This window comes from Streptomyces sp. WG7 (assembly GCF_049975785.1).
In the GTDB taxonomy this organism is placed as follows: domain Bacteria; phylum Actinomycetota; class Actinomycetes; order Streptomycetales; family Streptomycetaceae; genus Streptomyces.
In genome coordinates, this window is sequence record NZ_JBNGGE010000051.1 from 18,052 (window position 1) to 36,729 (window position 18,678).

The window sequence follows — 18,678 nt, forward strand, 5'->3', positions numbered from 1 at the left end:
CTGCCCCCATGCAGGGATCACCGGCGCCGGACGAGCACGAGACCGTCGGCGCCTACGCCCTCGGCATCCTGGACGACGCGGAGGCGACCGCCTTCGAGGCGCACCTCGCCGGCTGCGAATGGTGCGCCCGGCAACTCGACGAGCTGGCCGGGATGGAGCCGATGATGGCCGCGCTCGCCGGCCTGCCGGGCGCCGGGACGCCCGCGGTCGCCGAGTCGCTGACGGCGCGGCCGAGCCCGCGGCTGGCGGAGAAGCTCGTCGACGAGGTCGCCGAACGCCGCGCGCGCAAACGCCGCCGCAACTTCTACCTGGTGGGCACCGCGGCCGCGCTGATCATCGGCGGGCCCTTCGCCGCCGTGGCGACCACCGACGCAGGCGGCGGTGACGGCGGTGGCCGCGGCACCGAGGCGGTGCGGCCGGCCGCGGGCACCGCCGAGTCCGCCTTCGCCGCCCTGCCCGACCGCGTCACGGCGACCGACCCGTCCACCCGGGTCAGCGCGACCGTGGCCCTGGAGAAGAAACCCTGGGGCACGGGCACGGTCCTGGAACTCAAGAACCTCAAGGGCCCCGAGAAGTGCTCCCTGATCGCCGTCGGCAAGAACGGCGAACGCGAGACGGTCACCTCCTGGTCCGTCCCGGACTGGGGCTACGGCATTCCGGACGCCGCCGGCGACAAGGGCGGAAAACCCCTCTACGTGCAGGGCGGCGCCGCCTTCGACCCCAACGAGATCGACCACTTCGAGGTCATGACCTTCGACGGGGAGCGTCTGGTGGAGGTGGACGCGTAGGCCCGCCGCGGTACCGGCGTAGCTTCCGGCGCCCCCTTCGCGTACCTTTGACGGCTGCCCAGCACGTCAGAAGGGGGCCCGGTGGCCGCACAGGCTCAGCAGGACTCAGCGGTCGACTCGGTTCACGGCGCCGCGGGGGAAGCCGTACCCGACTCCGTACGGGAGGACTCCGTACGGGACCGAGAGATCAGCGTGGAACAGGCACACCTGGACCGGGTGTACCGCCGCCTCGAGGAGAAGATCGACGAGGCCGAGTTCCTCATGCACGACGCCGCGCAGCGCGGCCACGTCGGCACGCCCGGCGCGCTGGCCGAGCGCGACGCGCAGGTCTTCCGGGCCGGCATCCACCTCAACCGCCTGAACAACGAGTTCGAGGACTTCCTCTTCGGCCGGATCGACCTGCTCCTCGGCAAGGACGGCAAGAAGGGCCCGGACGGCGCGTACACGGCGGTCGAGCCCGCCGAGGGCGCCCTGCGGCCCGACAACACCGCCGACATCGCCGAGACCCTGCACATCGGCCGCATCGGCGTCCTGGACGAGGACTACGCCCCGCTGGTCATCGACTGGCGGGCGCCCGCCGCGGCCCCCTTCTACCGGTCCACGCCGGTCGACCCGGGCCGGGTCGTGCGCCGCCGGGTGATCCGCTCCAAGGGGCGGCGCGTCCTCGGCGTCGAGGACGACCTGATGCGGCCCGAGATCACGGCCCGCCTGGACGGCGAGGAGCTGGCCGTCGTCGGCGACGGCGCCCTGATGGCCGCTCTCGGCCAGGCCCGTACGCACTCCATGCGGGACATCGTCGCCTCCATCCAGGCCGAGCAGGACCTGGTCATTCGCGCCCCGGCCGCCTCCGTGACGTACGTCGAGGGCGGCCCCGGCACCGGCAAGACCGCCGTCGCCCTGCACCGGGCGGCGTACCTGCTCTACCAGGACCGGCGCCGGTACGCGGGCGGCATCCTGATCGTCTCGCCGACCCCGCTGCTGGTGGCGTACACCGAGGGCGTGCTGCCCTCCCTCGGCGAGGAGGGGCAGGTCGCCATCCGCGCGATCGGCTCCCTGGTCGACGGCGCCGAGGCCACGCTGTACGACTCCCCGGCCACCGCCCGCGCCAAGGGCTCCTCCCGCATGCTCAGGGTGCTGCGCCGGGCCGCGCGCGGGGCACTGGAGCCGAGCGACTCGCCGACCCTGCTCAGGGTCGTCGCCTTCGGCCGGCGGCTCGAACTGGAGGCCGAGGAGCTGGCCGGCATCCGGCGCACCGTCCTCGGCGGCACCGCACCGGTCAACCTGCTGCGCCCCCGCGCCCGCCGGCTGCTCCTGGACGCCCTGTGGGCCAAGTCGGGCGCCGGTACCCGGCACAGCGACCCCGAGCTGGCCGCCGAGCTGCGCTCCTCCTTCGACGAGGACGTCAGCTCCGAGGACTCCTTCACCGGCTTCCTCGACGCCTGGTGGCCGGAGCTGACCCCCGGGGCCGTGCTGGCGGCCATGGCGGACGAGCGGCGCCTGGGCCGCTGGGCGCGCCGCGTGCTCAACCCGGGCGAGGTCCGCAAGGTGGCCCGATCGCTGCGGCGCGAGGGCCACTCCGTGCACGACATCGCCCTGCTCGACGAGCTCCAGGCGATCGTCGGCACCCCGGCCCGCCCCCGCAAGCGGCGCGAGCTGGACCCGCTGGACCAGCTCACCGGCCTGGACGAGCTGATGCCGCAGCGCGAGGAGACCCAGTGGGAGCGCGCCGAGCGCCTCGCCCAGGAACGCACCGAGTACGCGCACGTCATCGTCGACGAGGCCCAGGACCTCACCCCCATGCAGTGGCGGATGGTGGGCCGCCGCGGCCGGCACGCCACGTGGACGGTCGTCGGCGACCCGGCCCAGTCCTCCTGGTCCGACCCCGACGAGGCGGCGGCGGCCCGCGACGAGGCCCTGGGCACCCGCCCGCGCCGCCGCTTCGAGCTGACCGTCAACTACCGCAACCCGGCGGAGATCGCCGAGCTGGCGGCCAAGGTGCTCGCCCTCGCCATGCCCGGCTCCCCGTCCCCGACGGCGGTGCGGTCGACGGGCGTGGAGCCGCGCTTCGCGGTGGCGGGGGACGGCCTCGCGGAGTCGGTGCGGGCGGAGGCGGCCCGGCTGCTCGGCCTCGTCGACGGCACCGTCGGCGTCGTGGTCGCCATGAACCGCCGCGAGGAGGCCCGGCGCTGGCTGGCCGGGCTCGGCGACCGCGTGGTGGCGCTGGGCAGCCTGGAGGCCAAGGGCCTGGAGTACGACGCCACGGTCGTCGTCTCCCCGGCCGAGATCGCCGACGAGTCGCCCGCCGGCCTGCGCGTGCTGTACGTCGCCCTGACCCGGGCCACCCAGCAGCTGACGGTCGTCTCCTGCGAGCGGGACGAGCCGGACGCGGCCGGGGTGCCGGACCTGCTGCGCGACTGAGGCGCCGGGACGGAGCCCGGACATGCGGGAGGCCCGCGCCGTCGGACGGCGCGGGCCTCTCGTCTTTCGTTGAGGTGGCACCGACCCGCCATGCTCGCCTCGCGGCAAGTGGTCGCTCGTAGCGACGAAGGTTGGGCCCGGGGGCTTGGATCGAGCCGGTGCCACGTCCAAGGTAACAAACGATCCCCGCAAGACGATTCCCGTCCCCCGGGCTTCTTTCCCGGGCCGGTTTCCCTCTTCCGTCCACCCGCTACTTCTCGTATGGTGGAAGTCGTTTTCCGAAAGTGTCCTCACCGATGGTGGACGGCGCGCGAACACAAAGTTCGCAATCCCGGGGTGGCTACCACGTACTCAGTGGTAGGTGCGACGATCGGACGGCACAACGCAGTTACACGGTGAAAGCAGAGGAAGTCGGCCATGGCAACGGCGCCCAGCGTCTCCTACTCGATGACGGTCCGACTGGAGGTGCCCGCGGGCGGGACAGCGGTCTCGCAGCTCACCACCGCGGTGGAGTCCGCCGGCGGCTCGGTCACCGGCCTCGACGTCACGGCCTCCGGCCACGACAAGCTCCGTATCGACGTCACGATCGCGGCCGGCTCGACCTCCCACGCGGAGGAGATCGTCGAGCAGCTGCGCGGCATCGAGGGCGTCAGCCTGGGCAAGGTCTCCGACCGTACCTTCCTCATGCACCTCGGCGGCAAGATCGAGATGGCGTCGAAGCACCCCATCCGCAACCGTGACGACCTGTCCATGGTCTACACGCCCGGTGTCGCCCGCGTCTGCATGGCGATCGCCGAGAACCCCGAGGACGCCCGCCGCCTCACCATCAAGCGCAACTCCGTTGCGGTCGTGACGGACGGCTCGGCGGTGCTGGGCCTCGGCAACATCGGCCCGAAGGCCGCGCTGCCGGTCATGGAGGGCAAGGCGGCCCTGTTCAAGCGCTTCGCCGGCATCGACGCCTGGCCGCTCTGCCTCGACACCCAGGACACCGACGCGATCGTGGAGATCGTCAAGGCCATCGCCCCGGGCTTCGCCGGCATCAACCTCGAGGACATCTCCGCGCCCCGCTGCTTCGAGATCGAGGCCCGGCTGCGCGAGGCCCTCGACATCCCCGTCTTCCACGACGACCAGCACGGCACCGCCATCGTCGTCCTCGCCGCCCTGACCAACGCCCTGCGCGTCGTCGACAAGCCCATCGAGAACGTACGGGTCGTCATGTCCGGTGCCGGCGCGGCCGGTACGGCCATCCTGAAGCTGCTGCTCGCCGCCGGTGTCAAGAACGCCGTCGTCGCCGACATCCACGGCGTCGTGCACGCCGGCCGCGCCGACCTCGTCGACGCCGCGCCGGAGTCGGCGCTGCGCTGGATCGCCGACAACACCAACCCCGAGGGCCTCACCGGCACCCTGAAGGAGGCCGTGCACGGCGCCGACGTCTTCATCGGCGTCTCGGCCCCCAACGTCCTGGACGGCGAGGACGTGGCCGCCATGGCGGACGGCGCGATCGTGTTCGCGCTCGCGAACCCCGACCCCGAGGTCGACCCGGCCGTCGCCCGCCAGACCGCGGCGGTCGTCGCCACCGGCCGCTCCGACTTCCCGAACCAGATCAACAACGTGCTGGTCTTCCCCGGTGTCTTCCGCGGTCTGCTGGACGCCCAGTCCCGGACGGTCAACACCGAGATGATGCTGGCCGCCGCGCAGGCCCTCGCGGCCGTGGTGACGGAGGACGAGATCAACCCGAACTACATCATCCCCAGCGTCTTCAACGACAAGGTCGCCGGTGCCGTCGCGGGCGCCGTGCGGGACGCGGCCAAGGCCGCCGGAGTGGTGGCGTAGCAGCCGGACGGAGTGTGTGCGGCCTGTGACGTGGTGGTGAGGATCACCACGGCGGGCCGCCCCTCCGGCGCGTCGTGGGGCGTGGGGCCTTGAATCGCCCTCTAGGGTTGCGCAAGGCTCAGGCCCTCTCATCGTGTGACTCCCAAGGGTGTTCTCACGACTCCTGGGGGTGCCGGATTGGCTTTACCGCCGCAGGTGGAGGCAGGATGCCTCCCTGGGCGCGAGGGTCTGACGACCGACCCGGGTCCGGGGAATGTCCGAGGGCCCTGGCAGCATCGGCATCGCTGTGCCCAACATGCGGCTCCGCCGCGTGGCACGCCTCAACGGCAAGAAGAACACGGGAGTAACAACATGAACCGCAGTGAGCTGGTGGCCGCGCTGGCCGACCGCGCCGAGGTGACCCGCAAGGACGCCGACGCCGTGCTGGCCGCGTTCGCCGAGGTTGTCGGCGACATCGTCTCCAAGGGCGACGAGAAGGTCACCGTCCCCGGCTTCCTGACCTTCGAGCGCACCCACCGTGCCGCTCGCACCGCCCGCAACCCGCAGACCGGCGAGCCGATCCAGATTCCGGCCGGCTACAGCGTCAAGGTCTCCGCGGGCTCCAAGCTGAAGGAAGCCGCGAAGGGCAAGTGACCCTGATGTGAAAGGGGCGGCCACCTGCGGGTGGCCGCCCCTTTCATGTCCGCGCGCCGTCGGCGCGGGTCCGTGCCGTCAGCCGAGCGCCTTGCCCGGCAGCTCGACCTTCGCGCCCAGCTCCACGAGCTTCTCCATGAAGTTCTCGTAGCCCCGGTTGATCAGGTCGATGCCGTGGACCCGGGAGGTGCCCTGGGCCGCGAGGGCGGCGATGAGGTACGAGAACCCGCCGCGCAGGTCGGGGATGACCAGGTCGGCGCCCTCCAGCTTGGTCGGGCCGGACACGACGGCCGAGTGCAGGAAGTTGCGCTGGCCGAAGCGGCAGTGGGAGCCGCCGAGGCACTCGCGGTAGAGCTGGATGTGCGCGCCCATCTGGTTGAGCGCGGAGGTGAAGCCGAGACGGGACTCGTAGACCGTCTCGTGGACGATGGACAGGCCCGTGGCCTGCGTCAGGGCGACCACCAGGGGCTGCTGCCAGTCCGTCTGGAAGCCGGGGTGCACGTCCGTCTCCAGGGCGATGGACTTCAGCTGGCCGCCCGGGTGCCAGAAGCGGATGCCCTCGTCGTCGATCTCGAAGGCGCCGCCCACCTTCCGGAAGGTGTTCAGGAACGTCATCATCGAGCGCTGCTGGGCGCCGCGGACGTAGACGTTGCCCTCGGTCGCCAGCGCCGCCGACGCCCAGGAGGCGGCCTCCAGGCGGTCCGAGAGGGCACGGTGGGTGTATCCGCCGAGCTCGTCCACACCGGTGATGCGGATCGTGCGGTCGGTGTCCATCGCGATGATCGCGCCCATTTTCTGCAGGACGCAGATCAGGTCCTCGATCTCCGGCTCCACGGCCGCGTTGGACAGCTCCGTGACGCCCTCGGCCAGTACGGCCGTCAGCAGCACCTGCTCGGTCGCGCCCACGGACGGGTACGGCAGGTTGATCTTCGTGCCGCGCAGCCGCTGCGGGGCCTCCAGGTACTGGCCGTCCGCCCGCTTCTCGATCTTCGCGCCGAACTGCCGCAGCACGTCGAAGTGGAAGTCGATGGGCCGGCCGCCGATGTCGCAGCCGCCCAGACCCGGGATGAAGGCGTGCCCGAGGCGGTGCAGCAGCGGGCCGCAGAACAGGATCGGGATGCGCGACGAGCCCGCGTGGGCGTCGATGTCGGCGACGTTCGCGCTCTCCACGTGGGTCGGGTCGAGCACCAGCTCGCCGGGCTCCTCGCCCGGACGGACGGTCACCCCGTGCAGTTGCAGCAGTCCGCGTACGACCCGCACGTCGCGGATGTCCGGCACATTGCGCAGCCGGCTCGGCGCACTGCCCAGCAGGGCGGCCACCATGGCCTTCGGCACGAGGTTCTTCGCACCGCGGACCCGGAGCTCGCCCTCCAGCGGGGTTCCGCCGTGGACAAGCAGTACGTCATCAGCGCCGTTGACGGTCATGAATCTCGCGTTCCGTGGGGGTTGGGCAGGGGCCAGAAGGGAAAGGGTAATCGCCTCGCACCCCCCTGGAGTAAGCCCGTGCGCGGTCGGACAACGTCATAGGTGTGTCACAACACGAACCGTTCCCCGGTGGGCACGTGCGGTCACCGCGACGGGGCGCGCGCGGCGTCCGCGTTCACCCCCGTGCCCCCGATTGCCTCCCCACGGAAGGGGAACATGCGGGATCATGTCTGGCATGACCGAGGTGTCCTCGCTCACAGGGCGGCTGCTCGTGGCAACACCCGCACTGGCGGACCCGAACTTCGAGCGCGCGGTGGTGCTCCTTCTCGACCACGACGAGGAGGGCTCCCTCGGTGTCGTCCTCAACCGCCCGACGCCGGTCGGCGTGGGCGACATCCTGGAGGGCTGGGCCGACCTGACCGGCGAACCCGGCGTCGTCTTCCAGGGCGGCCCGGTGTCGCTCGACTCGGCCCTGGGCGTCGCCGTCGTCCCCGGCGGGGCGGCCGGAGAGGCGGCGCCGCTGGGCTGGCGCCGGGTGCACGGCGCGATCGGCCTGGTCGACCTGGAGGCGCCGCCGGAGCTGCTGGCCCCCGCCCTGGGGGCGCTGCGGATCTTCGCCGGTTACGCCGGCTGGGGCCCCGGCCAGCTGGAGGACGAGCTGTCGGAGGGCGCCTGGTACGTGGTCGAGTCCGAGCCCGGCGACGTGTCCTGCCCGGTCCCCGACAGACTCTGGCGCGAGGTGCTGCGCCGCCAGCGGGGCGAACTGGCGATGGTGGCGACGTATCCGGACGACCCGTCTCTCAACTGAAGCGTGTGAGCTTCAGTACCCTTGGCGGTTATGAGCACTCTCGAGCCCGAGCGCGGGACTGGTACGGGGACCCTCGTAGAGCCGACGCCGCAGACCTCCCACGGTGACGGTGACCACGAGCGCTTCGCCCATTACGTCCAGAAGGACAAGATCATGGCGAGCGCCCTCGACGGCACCCCCGTCGTGGCGCTGTGCGGCAAGGTCTGGGTGCCGGGCCGCGACCCGAAGAAGTACCCGGTCTGCCCCATGTGCAAGGAGATCTACGAGTCCATGAGCGGCGGCGGCGACGAGGGCAAGGGCGGCGACAAGAAGAAGTAGCAGCTCTCCCGACCGAGGTCCCCAAGGCCCCTGGAGCGTGCCCGCGCGCGCTCCGGGGGCCTTCGTGCGTCACGAACTGGTCGAGACCTCTTGTGGACATGTTCATGTACTCCCTACCCTCCTGCTTGTTGTGCAGAGCGAAACCGTCATTGCATATGCTGCAACGCACGCCCGGAGGAACACTCCATGAAGCTCGCCCCCCGCCTGGCCGTACTGCTGGCCGCCGCCGTCGTCACCGCGACCGCCTGCGCCCCCCAGACGTCCGACAACTCCTCCTCCGGCGAGGACGAGAAGAGCGGCACGCTGCGCGTCTGGCTCTTCCAGGAGGTCAACACCAAGCCGAAGGAGAAGGTCGTCGACGCCGTCCTGGCCGGCTTCGAGAAGGCGCACGACGACACGGAGGTCGACGTCGAGTACATCCCCGTCGAGACCCGCGCCCAGCGCATCAAGGCCGCCTTCAACGACCCCGCCAGCGCCCCCGACGTCATCGAGTACGGCAACACCGACACCGCCGGCTACGTCAAGGACGGCGGACTCCTGGACGTCACCGAGGAGTTCGGGGCCTGGGACGAGGCCGAGGACACCGACCCCACCGCCCGGCAGTCCGTCACCGTGGACGGCAAGATCTACGGCGCCCCCTACTTCGTCGGAGTCCGCGCCCTGTACTACCGGACCGACGTCTTCGACGAACTCGGCCTGAAGCCCCCCGAGTCGCTGGACGAACTGGCGTCCACCGCGAAGCAGATCCGCGACGCGAAGCCCGGCCTGTACGGCATCGCGGTCGGCGGCGCCTACACCTACGGCGCGATGCCCTTCATCTGGGCGAACGGCGGCGAACTCGCCACCGGCAAGGGCGGCTCGTACGCCTCGGCGATCGACAGCGCCGCCGCCCAAAAGGGCATCGAGGCGTACACGTCCCTCTTCGGCGACGACAACTGCCCCGCCGCCAAGTGCGCCGGCATGGGCGGCAACGACACCGTCACCGCCTTCGCCTCCGGCAAGGCGGCCATGGCGATCGGCGGGGACTTCAGCCGCCAGGCCGTGGAGGCCGGGAAGGCGAAGGGCAAGTACGCGGTCGTGCCGCTGCCCGGAGCCGAGCCCGGCTCGATCGCCCCGGCCTTCGCGGGCGGCAACAACATCGGCGTCCTGAAGAGCACCTCGCACCGCACCCTCGCCGTCGACCTGATGAAGCGGCTCGCGTCGAAGCGGGCGCAGGGCGAGCTGTTCGACGCGATGGGCTTCCTGCCCACCTTCACGGACGTACGGCAGCGGGTCGCGGCCGAGGAGCCGTTCGTGAAGCCGTTCGTCGACACCCTCGCCGCGGGCACGAAGTTCGTGCCGGCCTCGGCCGCCTGGGCGGCGATCGACTCGTCGCAGGTGCTGCCGACCATGTTCCAGGAGGTGGTCAGCGGCAAGAAGGACGTGGGCGCCGCCGCCGGGGACGCGGCCCGGAAGATGGACGACGCGTTCGGCTCCGCCGGGTGACGGGGGTGCCCAGTAGCCCGGGGGGTGCGGTGCGTTCGCGGGTCCGTAGTGGCCTGTCGCGCCCAGGCGGCGGTAGCCGCACATCCAAGACGGCCCCGCGCCCCTTTGGACGCTCCTCCCGTGTTCCTTGGTTGTATCTCGCCCCCGCACTTGTGGTTCTCGGCGGGCTGCTCGTCTACCCCGTCTACCAGCTCGGGCTGATCTCCTTCCTGGAGTACACGCAGGCCCAGGTGTCCGGTGGGGAACCGACCACCTTCAAGGGGTTCGGGAACTACGCCGAGCTGTTCGGAGACGGCGAGTTCTGGCGGGTGCTGCTGGCCACCGTGGTGTTCGCGGCGGCCTGCGTGGTGTCGACGCTGGCCGTCGGGTGCGCGCTCGCCGTGCTGCTCACCCGGGTGCGTGCCGTGCCGCGGCTCGCGCTGATGCTCGCCGCCCTCGGGGCGTGGGCGACCCCCGCGGTCACCGGGTCGACGGTGTGGCTGCTGCTGTTCGACCCGGACTTCGGGCCCGTCAACCGGATGCTGGGGCTCGGCGACCACTCCTGGACGTACGGGCGCTACAGCGCCTTCGCCCTCGTCCTGCTCGAAGTGGTCTGGTGCTCCTTCCCGTTCGTCATGGTCACCGTCTACGCCGGTATCCGCGCCGTCCCGGCGGAGGTGCTGGAGGCCGCCGCGCTCGACGGCGCCTCCCAGTGGCGCATCTGGCGGTCGGTGCTCGCCCCGATGCTCCGGCCGATCCTGGTGGTCGTCACCATCCAGTCGGTCATCTGGGACTTCAAGGTCTTCACCCAGATCTACGTCATGACGAACGGCGGCGGCATCGCCGGCCAGAACCTCGTCCTCAACGTCTACGCCTACCAGAAGGCGTTCGCGTCCTCGCAGTACAGCCTCGGCTCCGCGATCGGCGTCGTGATGCTGCTGATCCTGCTCGCCGTGACGCTGGTCTACCTGCGGCTGCTGCGCCGCCAGGGGGAGGAGCTGTGAATCTTCCGCGCGCGCGGGTGCGCCGTCCGTGGCGGCTGGCGGCCGAGGTGTCGGCGCTGCTGATCGCGGTCGTGGTGGCCTTCCCGCTGTACTGGATGGTGCTGAGCGCCTTCAGACCGGCAGGGGAGATCGAGTCGAGCGAGCCGCGGCCGTGGACCCTGGCGCCCTCCCTGGACTCCTTCCGGCGGGTCTTCGGGCAGCAGGAATTCGGTCGCTACTTCCTCAACAGCCTGCTGGTGGCGGGCACCGTCGTGATCGCCTCGGCGCTCATCGCGTTCCTCGCGGCGACCGCGGTGACGCGTTTCCGGTTCCGTTTCCGGACCACCCTGCTGATCATGTTCCTGGTGGCCCAGATGGTGCCCGTGGAGGCGCTCACGATTCCGCTGTTCTTCCTCATGCGGGACTTCGGCCAGCTGAACACGCTGGGTTCGCTGATCCTGCCCCACATCGCCTTCTCGCTGCCGTTCGCGATCTGGATGCTGCGGGGCTTCGTGAAAGCGGTGCCCGAGGCCCTGGAGGAGGCCGCCTACATCGACGGGGCGAGCCGGGCACGCTTTCTGTGGCAGATCCTTTTCCCGCTGGTCTTCCCGGGGCTGGTGGCCACCAGCGTCTTCTCCTTCATCTCGACCTGGAACGACTTCCTGTTCGCGAAGTCGTTCATCATCAGCGACACCTCCCAGTCGACGCTGCCGATGGCGCTGCTGGTCTTCTACAAGCCGGACGATCCGGACTGGGGCGGAGTGATGGCCGCTTCCACGGTGATGACGATTCCGGTGCTGGTCTTCTTCGTACTCGTGCAACGACGACTCGTCTCCGGCCTCGGCGGAGCGGTGAAGGACTGAGGACTGACATGACAGACGTGACCGACGAGACCGACGACACGGACGTGATTCCCCGGCCCCGGCAGGTGGCGCTCCACGGCGGCGGCTTCTTCGAACTGGGACCGGACACCAAGGTGGTGGCGGGCGACGGCACGCAGGCCACCGAACGCTGGCTGCGCGCCACGCTGGGCGCGGCCACCGGCCTGCCGCTCGCGCCGGGGGAGGGCGAGGAGAACACCGTCCGCCTGTCCCTCGACGGGAAGACGGCAGCCGAGGGCTACCGCCTCGACGTCACACCGGCCGGCGTGCACCTCGCGGGCGGCGGCCCGGCCGGCCTCTTCTGGGGCGCCCAGACGCTCCGGCACCTGCTCGGCCCGGACGCCTTCCGGCGCGCGCCGCTGCCCGGCCGCCGGTGGCGGCTGCCGACGGTCCGCGTCGAGGACGCGCCCCGGTTCCCCTGGCGGGGCCTGATGCTGGACGTCGCCCGGCACTTCATGCCGAAGGAAGGCGTCCTGCGTTACCTGGACCTGATGGCCGCCCACAAACTCAACGTCCTGCACTTCCACCTGACGGACGACCAGGGCTGGCGCATCGAGATCGAACGCCACCCGAAGCTCACCGAGACCGGCTCCTGGCGGGCGCGCACCAAATTCGGCCACCGGGCCTCGCCGCTCTGGGAGGACAAACCCCACGGCGGCTACTACACCCAGGACGACATCCGGGAGATCGTCGCCTACGCGGCCGAACGGCACATCACCGTCGTCCCCGAAATCGACGTTCCCGGACATTCGCAGGCCGCCATCGCCGCGTATCCGGAACTCGGCAACACGGATGTCGTCGACACCACCGCCCTCTCCGTCTGGGACACCTGGGGCATCTCCGAGAACGTACTCGCCCCCACCGACACCACCCTGCGTTTCTACGAGGGGGTGTTCGAGGAAGTGCTCGGGCTGTTCCCCTCGGAGTTCATCCACATCGGCGGCGACGAATGCCCCAAGGAGCAGTGGCGGCGCTCGGCCACCGCGCAGGCACGCATCGGGGAACTCGGCCTCGCCGACGAGGACGAACTCCAGTCCTGGTTCGTCCAGCACTTCGACACCTGGCTCGCCGCACGCGGACGGCGGCTCATCGGCTGGGACGAGATCCTGGAGGGCGGACTCGCCGAGGGCGCCGCCGTGTCCTCCTGGCGCGGGTACGCGGGCGGGGTCGCCGCCGCGCGCGCGGGACACGACGTCGTCATGTGCCCCGAGCAGCAGGTGTACCTGGACCACCGGCAGCACGCGGGCGAGGACGAACCGGTGCCGATCGGCTTCGTGCGCACCCTGGAGGACGTCTACCGGTTCGAGCCGGTTCCGGCGGAGCTGACGCCGGACGAGTCCGGACACGTGATCGGAACCCAGGCGAACGTGTGGACCGAGGTGATGGAGGACCAGGGGCGCGTGGACTACCAGACGTTCCCGAGGCTCGCCGCGTTCGCCGAGGTGGCCTGGAGCGCGCTGCCCGCCCCGGCGGACCGGGACTTCGCCGGGTTCGAGCGGCGGATGACCGCCCATTACCGCAGACTTGACGCCCTGGGCGTCGCCTACCGGCCGCCCGGCGGCCCGCTGCCCTGGCAGCGGCGGCCCGGAGTGCTCGGCCGGCCGATCGACGGCCCGCCACCGGACAAGTAAGGCGAACAGGGAAGGAACGCCCCGAAACCTCACTGAAGAGTGGCAACTCCCGTTCGTCGTGCGCACCTCCGGCTGTCGGACGATTGACGGCGATCCCGCACGAAACGGACCGTCCCGCGGACGACATGGGCGAATGCCTCCTACCGGACCCCCGCGTCCGGGTCCTGCGAAGATGTGCCAGAGTTGCCACGTCCGCCCTGTGAGGTCGTACCGTACGGCCACATGGGCGGGACCAGGTGGGACAGCGGGAAGGGGCAGTCGGTTTGACCACGCACGCACCGCAGGCGGCGCAGGCCGTCACGCTGCCCACGACACTGGACGAGGCCGTGGCGGCGCTGGCCGCCGTGCCCGCCGCCGTTCCGGTCGCGGGCGGCACCGACCTGATGACCGCCGTCAACTCCGGGCAGCTCAGGCCCGCCGCGCTGGTGGGCCTCGGCCGGATCAGCGAGATCCGCGGCTGGCAGTACCAGGACGGTCACGCGCTGCTCGGCGCGGGACTCACCCACGCCCGCATGGGCCGCCCCGACTTCGCCGCGCTCATCCCGGCGCTCGCCGCCGCCGCGCGCGCCGCCGGACCGCCGCAGATCCGCAACGCGGGCACGCTGGGCGGCAACATCGCCTCGGCCTCCCCCACCGGCGACGCGCTGCCGGTGCTGGCCGCGCTGGAGGCGACGCTGATCATCGCCGGCGCGGACGGGGCCCGCCGGGAGATGCCGGTCTCGCACCTGCTGGCCGGCATGGAGATGCTCCGCGCGGGCGAACTCATCGGCTACGTGCGCGTGCCGCTGCTGCACGCGCCGCAGGTCTTCCTGAAGGCGACCGGCCGGACCGGCCCGGGCCGCGCGATGGCCTCCGTGGCGCTGGTCCTCGACCCCGCCCGGCGCGGGGTGCGGTGCGCGGTCGGCGCCATCGCGCCGATGCCGCTGCGCCCCCTGGAGGCCGAGCAGTGGGTGGCCTCCCTCATCGACTGGGACAACGGCCGCGCGATCGTCCCGGAGGCCCTGAGCGCCTTCGGCGAGTACGTCGCCGCCGCCTGCATCCCCGACGCGGCCCCGGCCGAGGACGGTTCCGTACCGCAGCTCCCGCCGGCCGTACTGCACCTGCGGCGCACCGTCGCCGCGCTGGCCCGACGAGCACTGGGGAGGGCGCTGTCGTGACCGACGACCAGCACGGCGACCAGCACGGAGAGGGCACGCCCCCGAGCGGCGGACGCTGGGACCCGCTGCCCCAGGGCGACTACGACGACGGCGCCACCGCCTTCTTCACACTCCCCGAGGGCGGTGTCGACGCGCTCCTGGCCTCCGCCGACAGCCCGCTCGCCGCGCCCGGGCACGGCTACGTGCCGCCGCAGATCACGGTCGCGCCCGCCACGACCGCCGGCACCGACCCGGCGGCCACCGGCTCCTGGGCGATGCCGTCCGCACCCGTGGACGGCGCGCAGTGGCAGGTCCCGGACGCGGGGCCGGAGTCCGCCGCCCACCAGGGGTACGCCGAGTACCCGCAGCCGGACCCGTACGGAGGGAGCACGCCGTACGACACGGGCGCGCCGTACGGCACGGGCGCGCCGTACGACACGGACGCCGGACAGGGCGACCGGTTCACGTACCGGCCCGGGGCCACCGCCCAGTGGGACTTCTCCGAGGCGGCGGCCGCCGCGCCCGAGCCCGACGCCGCGTCCGGCAGGGACCTGCCCGGGCAGGACGCGACCGGGCAGGACGTGACCGGCCAGTGGTCCATTCCCGTCGCCGACGGCGACCTTCCCGACGAGTCGGGCGAGTTCACCCAGTCGTCCCTGGCCGAGCAGTGGGGCGGCACCGCACCGGCCACCCTGCCCGGCGGCGCCCCCGCGCCCTGGGCGACGCAGCAGGCCGGGCAGCCCTGGGGCGACCGCCCGGCGGAGGCCGCGCCGGCCGGCGCGGCACGCCCGGCCGAGCACCCGGCCGCGCCCGAGGCGCCCCGGCCGGCCGCCGCTCCGCACGCGGAGGCGCCCACGGAATCCGTCGAGGAGACCGGCCTCCCGGCCCCGGAGGCCGACGGGACGGCGGCCGATGAGCCCGATGAGCCCGAGGGGGCCGAGGAGGCCGTCGAGGGCCCCGGGGAGCCGCCCGCGGGCGCCACCGGAGACGTGGAGACGGAATCCGCCCCGGAGGCCGCTGAGGAGCCCGTGGCGGGTCCGGAGCCCGTCGCCGCGCGGGAGGAGCCCGGGCGGGAGCCCGAGCGGGCCCCGGAGACGGAACCTCGCACCGCAGACCTGGAACCGAACCCGGACCTGGAACCGCACCCGCACCCGGACCCGGACCCGGACCTGGCACCGGACGCGGCCCCCGACCTCGACCCCGACCCCGAAGCGGCTTCCTCCGAGGCCGCCCCGGCCGCCCCCCAGGACCAGACCCCCGCCGGACCGCACGAGGAGCACCCCCTCGCCTCGTACGTCCTGCGCGTCAACGGCGCCGACCGGCCCGTCACCGACGCCTGGATCGGCGAGTCCCTGCTGTACGTGCTGCGGGAGCGGCTCGGCCTCGCGGGCGCCAAGGACGGCTGCTCGCAGGGCGAGTGCGGCGCCTGCAACGTGCAGGTCGACGGACGGCTCGTCGCCTCCTGCCTGGTCCCGGCCGTGACCAGTGCCGGCAGCGAGGTGCGTACGGTCGAGGGCCTCGCCGCCGACGGACGGCCGTCGGACGTGCAGCGGGCGCTCGCCCGGCGCGGCGCGGTGCAGTGCGGCTTCTGCGTGCCCGGCATGGCGATGACCGTGCACAACCTCCTGGAGGGCAACCCGGCGCCGACCGAGCTGGAGGCCCGGCAGGCCCTGTGCGGCAACCTGTGCCGCTGCTCCGGCTACCGGGGCGTCCTGGATGCGGTCAAGGAGGTCGTCGCCGAGCGCGAGGCGCACGCCGCCGCCGACGCGAACGGCACGGACACCGACGAGCCCCGTATCCCGCACCAGGCGGGTCCGGGAGCGGGCGGCGTCAACCCGTCGGCGTTCGAGTCCCAGGGGCCGCCCGGGACACCGTCCGGGAATCCGGACACCCCGGGACCGCACTCCGGGGGCCCGCACGACCAGCAGCCGCCCTACGGCGACCAGCCCCACGGCCACGACCCCCACGGCCCCCACGGCCAGGGCGGCCCCCACGGCCAGGACGGAGGCCACGCGTGAGCAACGACGCCGCGACTGCGGAGGCCGCGGGAACCGCCGAGGCGGCCCCGGCCCCCGAGCCGATCCCGCACGGCCTCGGCGCGTCCCTGCCGCCCGCCGACGCCCGCGCGAAGACCGAGGGCACCTTCCCGTACGCCGCCGACCTGTGGGCCGAGGGCCTGCTGTGGGCGGCCGTCCTGCGCTCACCGCACCCGCACGCGCGCATCGTGTCCATCGACACCACCCACGCGCGCGAGATGCCCGGTGTACGGGCGGTCGTCACCCACGAGGACGTGCCCGGCACCCCGCTGCACGGACGCGGCGGCCGGGCCGACCGCCCGGTGTTCGCCTCCGAGGTCGTACGCCACCACGGCGAACCCATCGCGGCCGTCGCCGCCGACCACCCGGACACCGCGCGGATGGCCGCCGCCGCCGTCATCGTCGAGTACGAGGTGCTCGCCCCGGTCACCGACCCGGAGCAGGCCTTCGAGGCCGAGCCGCTGCACCCCGACGGCAACCTGATCCGCCACATCCCGCTGCGGCACGGCGACCCGGACGCGGCCGGCGAGGTCGTCGTCGAGGGCCTGTACCGCATCGGCCGCCAGGACCCGGCGCCCATAGGGGCCGAGGCGGGCCTCGCGGTGCCGCGCCCGGACGGCGGCGTGGAGCTGTACCTGGCCTCCACCGACCCGCACGCCGACCGCGACACGGCCGCCGAGTGCTACGGCCTGGCACCCGAACAGGTGAAAATCGTCGTCACCGGGGTGCCCGGCGCCACCGCCGACCGCGAGGACCAGGGCTTCCAGCTGCCGCTCGGACTGCTGGCGCTGAAGACCGGCTGCCCGGTGAAACTGACCGCCACGCGCGAGGAGTCCTTCCTCGGCCACGTCCACCGCCACCCCACCCTCCTGCGCTACCGCCACCACGCGGACGCCGAGGGCAGGGTGGTGAAGGTCGAGGCGCAGATCCTGCTCGACGCGGGCGCCTACGCCGACACCTCCTCGGACGCCCTGGCCGCCGCGGTCGCCTTCGCCTGCGGCCCGTACGTCGTCCCCAACGCCTTCATCGAGGGCTGGGCCGTGCGCACCAACAACCCGCCCTCCGGCCATGTGCGCGGCGAGGGCGCCATGCAGGTGTGCGCCGCGTACGAGGCGCAGATGGACAAGGTCGCCAAGAAGCTCGGCCTCGACCCGGCCGAGGTGCGGCTGCGCAACGTACTGGCCACCGGTGACGTGCTCCCCACCGGCCAGACGGTCACCTGCCCGGCCCCGGTCGCCGAACTCCTCCAGGCCGTACGGGACTTCCCGCTGCCCACGTTGCCCAAGGACACGCCCGAGGACGAGTGGCTGCTGCCCGGCGGCCCCGAGGGCGCGGGTGAACCGGGCGCGGTGCGCCGGGGCGTGGGCTACGGCATCGGCATGGTCCACATGCTGGGCGCGGAGGGCGCGGACGAGGTGTCCACGGCCACCGTGAAGGTCCAAGACGGTGTGGCGACGGTGCTGTGCGCGGCCGTCGAGACCGGACAGGGCTTCACCACGCTGGCCCGGCAGATCGTCCAGGACACCCTCGGCGTCGACGAGGTGCAGGTGGCGCCCGTCGACACCGACCAGCCCCCGGCCGGCGCGGGCTGCCGGGGCCGGCACACGTGGGTGTCGGGCGGCGCGGTGGAACGGGCGGCCAAGATGGTCCGCACCCAGCTCCTCCAGCCCCTGGCGCACCAGTTCGGGATGTCGACCGAGCTGCTCCAGATCGCCGACGGCAAGATCACCTCGTACGACGGCGTGCTGTCGACCACGGTCGCCGAGGCGCTGGACGGCAAGGAGCTGTGGGCCACCGCCCAGTGCCGCCCGCACCCGACCGAGCCGCTGGACGAGGCCGGCCAGGGCGACGCCTTCGTCGGCATGGCCTTCTGCGCGATCCGCGCGGTGGTGGACGTCGACGTCGAGATCGGCTCGGTGCGGGTCGTGGAACTGGCCGTCGCGCAGGACGTGGGCAGGGTGCTGAACCCGGCCCAGCTGACCGCCCGGATCGAGGCGGGCGTGACCCAGGGCGTCGGCATCGCGCTGACGGAGAACCTGCGCACCCCGCGCGGCCTGATCCGCCACCCCGACCTGACCGGCTACGCCCTCCCGACCGCGCTCGACGCCCCGGACATCCGGATCGTGAAGCTCGTCGAGGAACGCGACGTGGTCGCCCCCTTCGGCGCGAAGGCGGTCAGCGCGGCGCCGGTGGTGGCCTCCCCGGCGGCCGTCGCCTCCGCCGTGCGCGCGGCCACGGGACGCCCGGTGAACAGGCTGCCGATCCGGCCGCAGGCCGCGGTGGTGAACGTCTGAGCCCGTGAGCGCCTTCGCGGGCCGCGGCGT

At 72.7% G+C, this 18,678-nt stretch carries 14 protein-coding genes; 13 read left to right on the plus strand and 1 reads right to left on the minus strand.

The features are described from left to right. Positions 1-8: 8 nt before the first annotated feature. The 4 genes from ACP4J0_RS32725 to ACP4J0_RS32740 all read left to right on the plus strand — a co-directional run bounded on the left by ACP4J0_RS32725 (position 9) and on the right by ACP4J0_RS32740 (position 5,672). Positions 9-788, plus strand: a complete 780-nt coding sequence (locus ACP4J0_RS32725; protein ID WP_426602343.1) for an anti-sigma factor family protein — start codon at positions 9-11, stop codon at positions 786-788. An 81-nt stretch (positions 789-869) separates the two neighbouring features. Further along, positions 870-3,206 carry a HelD family protein gene (locus tag ACP4J0_RS32730; protein ID WP_426602344.1) on the plus strand — a complete coding sequence of 779 codons (2,337 nt, stop codon included), beginning with the start codon at positions 870-872 and terminating at the stop codon, positions 3,204-3,206. Between the two features lie 417 nt (positions 3,207-3,623). Beyond that, positions 3,624-5,039: an NAD-dependent malic enzyme gene (locus ACP4J0_RS32735; protein ID WP_426602345.1), complete on the plus strand. Its 1,416-nt coding sequence runs from the start codon at positions 3,624-3,626 to the stop codon at positions 5,037-5,039. A gap of 351 nt (positions 5,040-5,390) precedes the next feature. Further along, the gene (locus ACP4J0_RS32740; protein WP_004987462.1) at positions 5,391-5,672 is read left to right on the plus strand and encodes an HU family DNA-binding protein; all 282 of its coding nucleotides are present in this window, start codon (positions 5,391-5,393) and stop codon (positions 5,670-5,672) included. Between the two features lie 78 nt (positions 5,673-5,750). Here ACP4J0_RS32740 and murA read toward each other — a convergent pair whose 3' ends face one another. Further along, positions 5,751-7,097 carry a UDP-N-acetylglucosamine 1-carboxyvinyltransferase gene (murA, locus tag ACP4J0_RS32745; protein WP_426602346.1) on the minus strand — a complete coding sequence of 449 codons (1,347 nt, stop codon included), beginning with the start codon at positions 7,095-7,097 and terminating at the stop codon, positions 5,751-5,753. Positions 7,098-7,332: 235 nt separating this feature from the next. Between murA and ACP4J0_RS32750 the strand changes: the two genes are divergently transcribed. The 9 genes from ACP4J0_RS32750 to ACP4J0_RS32790 all read left to right on the plus strand — a co-directional run bounded on the left by ACP4J0_RS32750 (position 7,333) and on the right by ACP4J0_RS32790 (position 18,648). Then, complete coding sequence (locus tag ACP4J0_RS32750; RefSeq protein ID WP_426602347.1) at positions 7,333-7,905, plus strand: YqgE/AlgH family protein; 573 nt, start codon at positions 7,333-7,335, stop codon at positions 7,903-7,905. A gap of 30 nt (positions 7,906-7,935) precedes the next feature. Further along, a complete protein-coding gene (locus ACP4J0_RS32755) occupies positions 7,936-8,223 on the plus strand; it encodes a DUF3039 domain-containing protein (protein ID WP_398130873.1) in 288 nt (95 codons plus the stop codon). Positions 8,224-8,409: 186 nt separating this feature from the next. Then, a complete protein-coding gene (locus ACP4J0_RS32760; protein ID WP_426602348.1) occupies positions 8,410-9,708 on the plus strand; it encodes an extracellular solute-binding protein in 1,299 nt (432 codons plus the stop codon). Positions 9,709-9,761: 53 nt separating this feature from the next. Beyond that, positions 9,762-10,691, plus strand: a complete 930-nt coding sequence (locus tag ACP4J0_RS32765) for a carbohydrate ABC transporter permease (protein WP_426602367.1) — start codon at positions 9,762-9,764, stop codon at positions 10,689-10,691. Next, positions 10,688-11,533: a carbohydrate ABC transporter permease gene (locus tag ACP4J0_RS32770; protein WP_426602349.1), complete on the plus strand. Its 846-nt coding sequence runs from the start codon at positions 10,688-10,690 to the stop codon at positions 11,531-11,533. Before ACP4J0_RS32765 ends, ACP4J0_RS32770 begins: the two co-directional genes overlap by 4 nt. 8 nt (positions 11,534-11,541) lie before the next feature. Further along, complete coding sequence (locus tag ACP4J0_RS32775) at positions 11,542-13,182, plus strand: beta-N-acetylhexosaminidase (RefSeq protein WP_426602350.1); 1,641 nt, start codon at positions 11,542-11,544, stop codon at positions 13,180-13,182. A 263-nt stretch (positions 13,183-13,445) separates the two neighbouring features. Beyond that, a complete protein-coding gene (locus ACP4J0_RS32780; RefSeq protein ID WP_426516660.1) occupies positions 13,446-14,339 on the plus strand; it encodes an FAD binding domain-containing protein in 894 nt (297 codons plus the stop codon). Then, entirely contained in the window at positions 14,336-16,336 is a 2,001-nt protein-coding gene (locus ACP4J0_RS32785; RefSeq protein ID WP_426602351.1) for a 2Fe-2S iron-sulfur cluster-binding protein, read from the plus strand. The genes ACP4J0_RS32780 and ACP4J0_RS32785 overlap by 4 nt, the downstream gene beginning before the upstream one ends. Then, positions 16,333-18,648, plus strand: a complete 2,316-nt coding sequence (locus ACP4J0_RS32790; protein ID WP_426602352.1) for a xanthine dehydrogenase family protein molybdopterin-binding subunit — start codon at positions 16,333-16,335, stop codon at positions 18,646-18,648. Before ACP4J0_RS32785 ends, ACP4J0_RS32790 begins: the two co-directional genes overlap by 4 nt. Positions 18,649-18,678: the final 30 nt, after the last annotated feature.

What these genes read in the sequence shown, in the direction of transcription:
- ACP4J0_RS32725 (WP_426602343.1), top strand. Translation starts at nt 9, where the DNA reads ATGCAGGGATCACCGGCGCCGGACGAGCACGAGACCGTCGGCGCCTAC.
- ACP4J0_RS32735 (WP_426602345.1), top strand. Translation starts at nt 3,624, where the DNA reads ATGGCAACGGCGCCCAGCGTCTCCTACTCGATGACGGTCCGACTGGAG.
- ACP4J0_RS32740 (WP_004987462.1), top strand. Translation starts at nt 5,391, where the DNA reads ATGAACCGCAGTGAGCTGGTGGCCGCGCTGGCCGACCGCGCCGAGGTG.
- murA (WP_426602346.1), bottom strand. Translation starts at nt 7,097, where the DNA reads ATGACCGTCAACGGCGCTGATGACGTACTGCTTGTCCACGGCGGAACC.
- ACP4J0_RS32750 (WP_426602347.1), top strand. Translation starts at nt 7,333, where the DNA reads ATGACCGAGGTGTCCTCGCTCACAGGGCGGCTGCTCGTGGCAACACCC.
- ACP4J0_RS32755 (WP_398130873.1), top strand. Translation starts at nt 7,936, where the DNA reads ATGAGCACTCTCGAGCCCGAGCGCGGGACTGGTACGGGGACCCTCGTA.
- ACP4J0_RS32760 (WP_426602348.1), top strand. Translation starts at nt 8,410, where the DNA reads ATGAAGCTCGCCCCCCGCCTGGCCGTACTGCTGGCCGCCGCCGTCGTC.
- ACP4J0_RS32775 (WP_426602350.1), top strand. Translation starts at nt 11,542, where the DNA reads ATGACAGACGTGACCGACGAGACCGACGACACGGACGTGATTCCCCGG.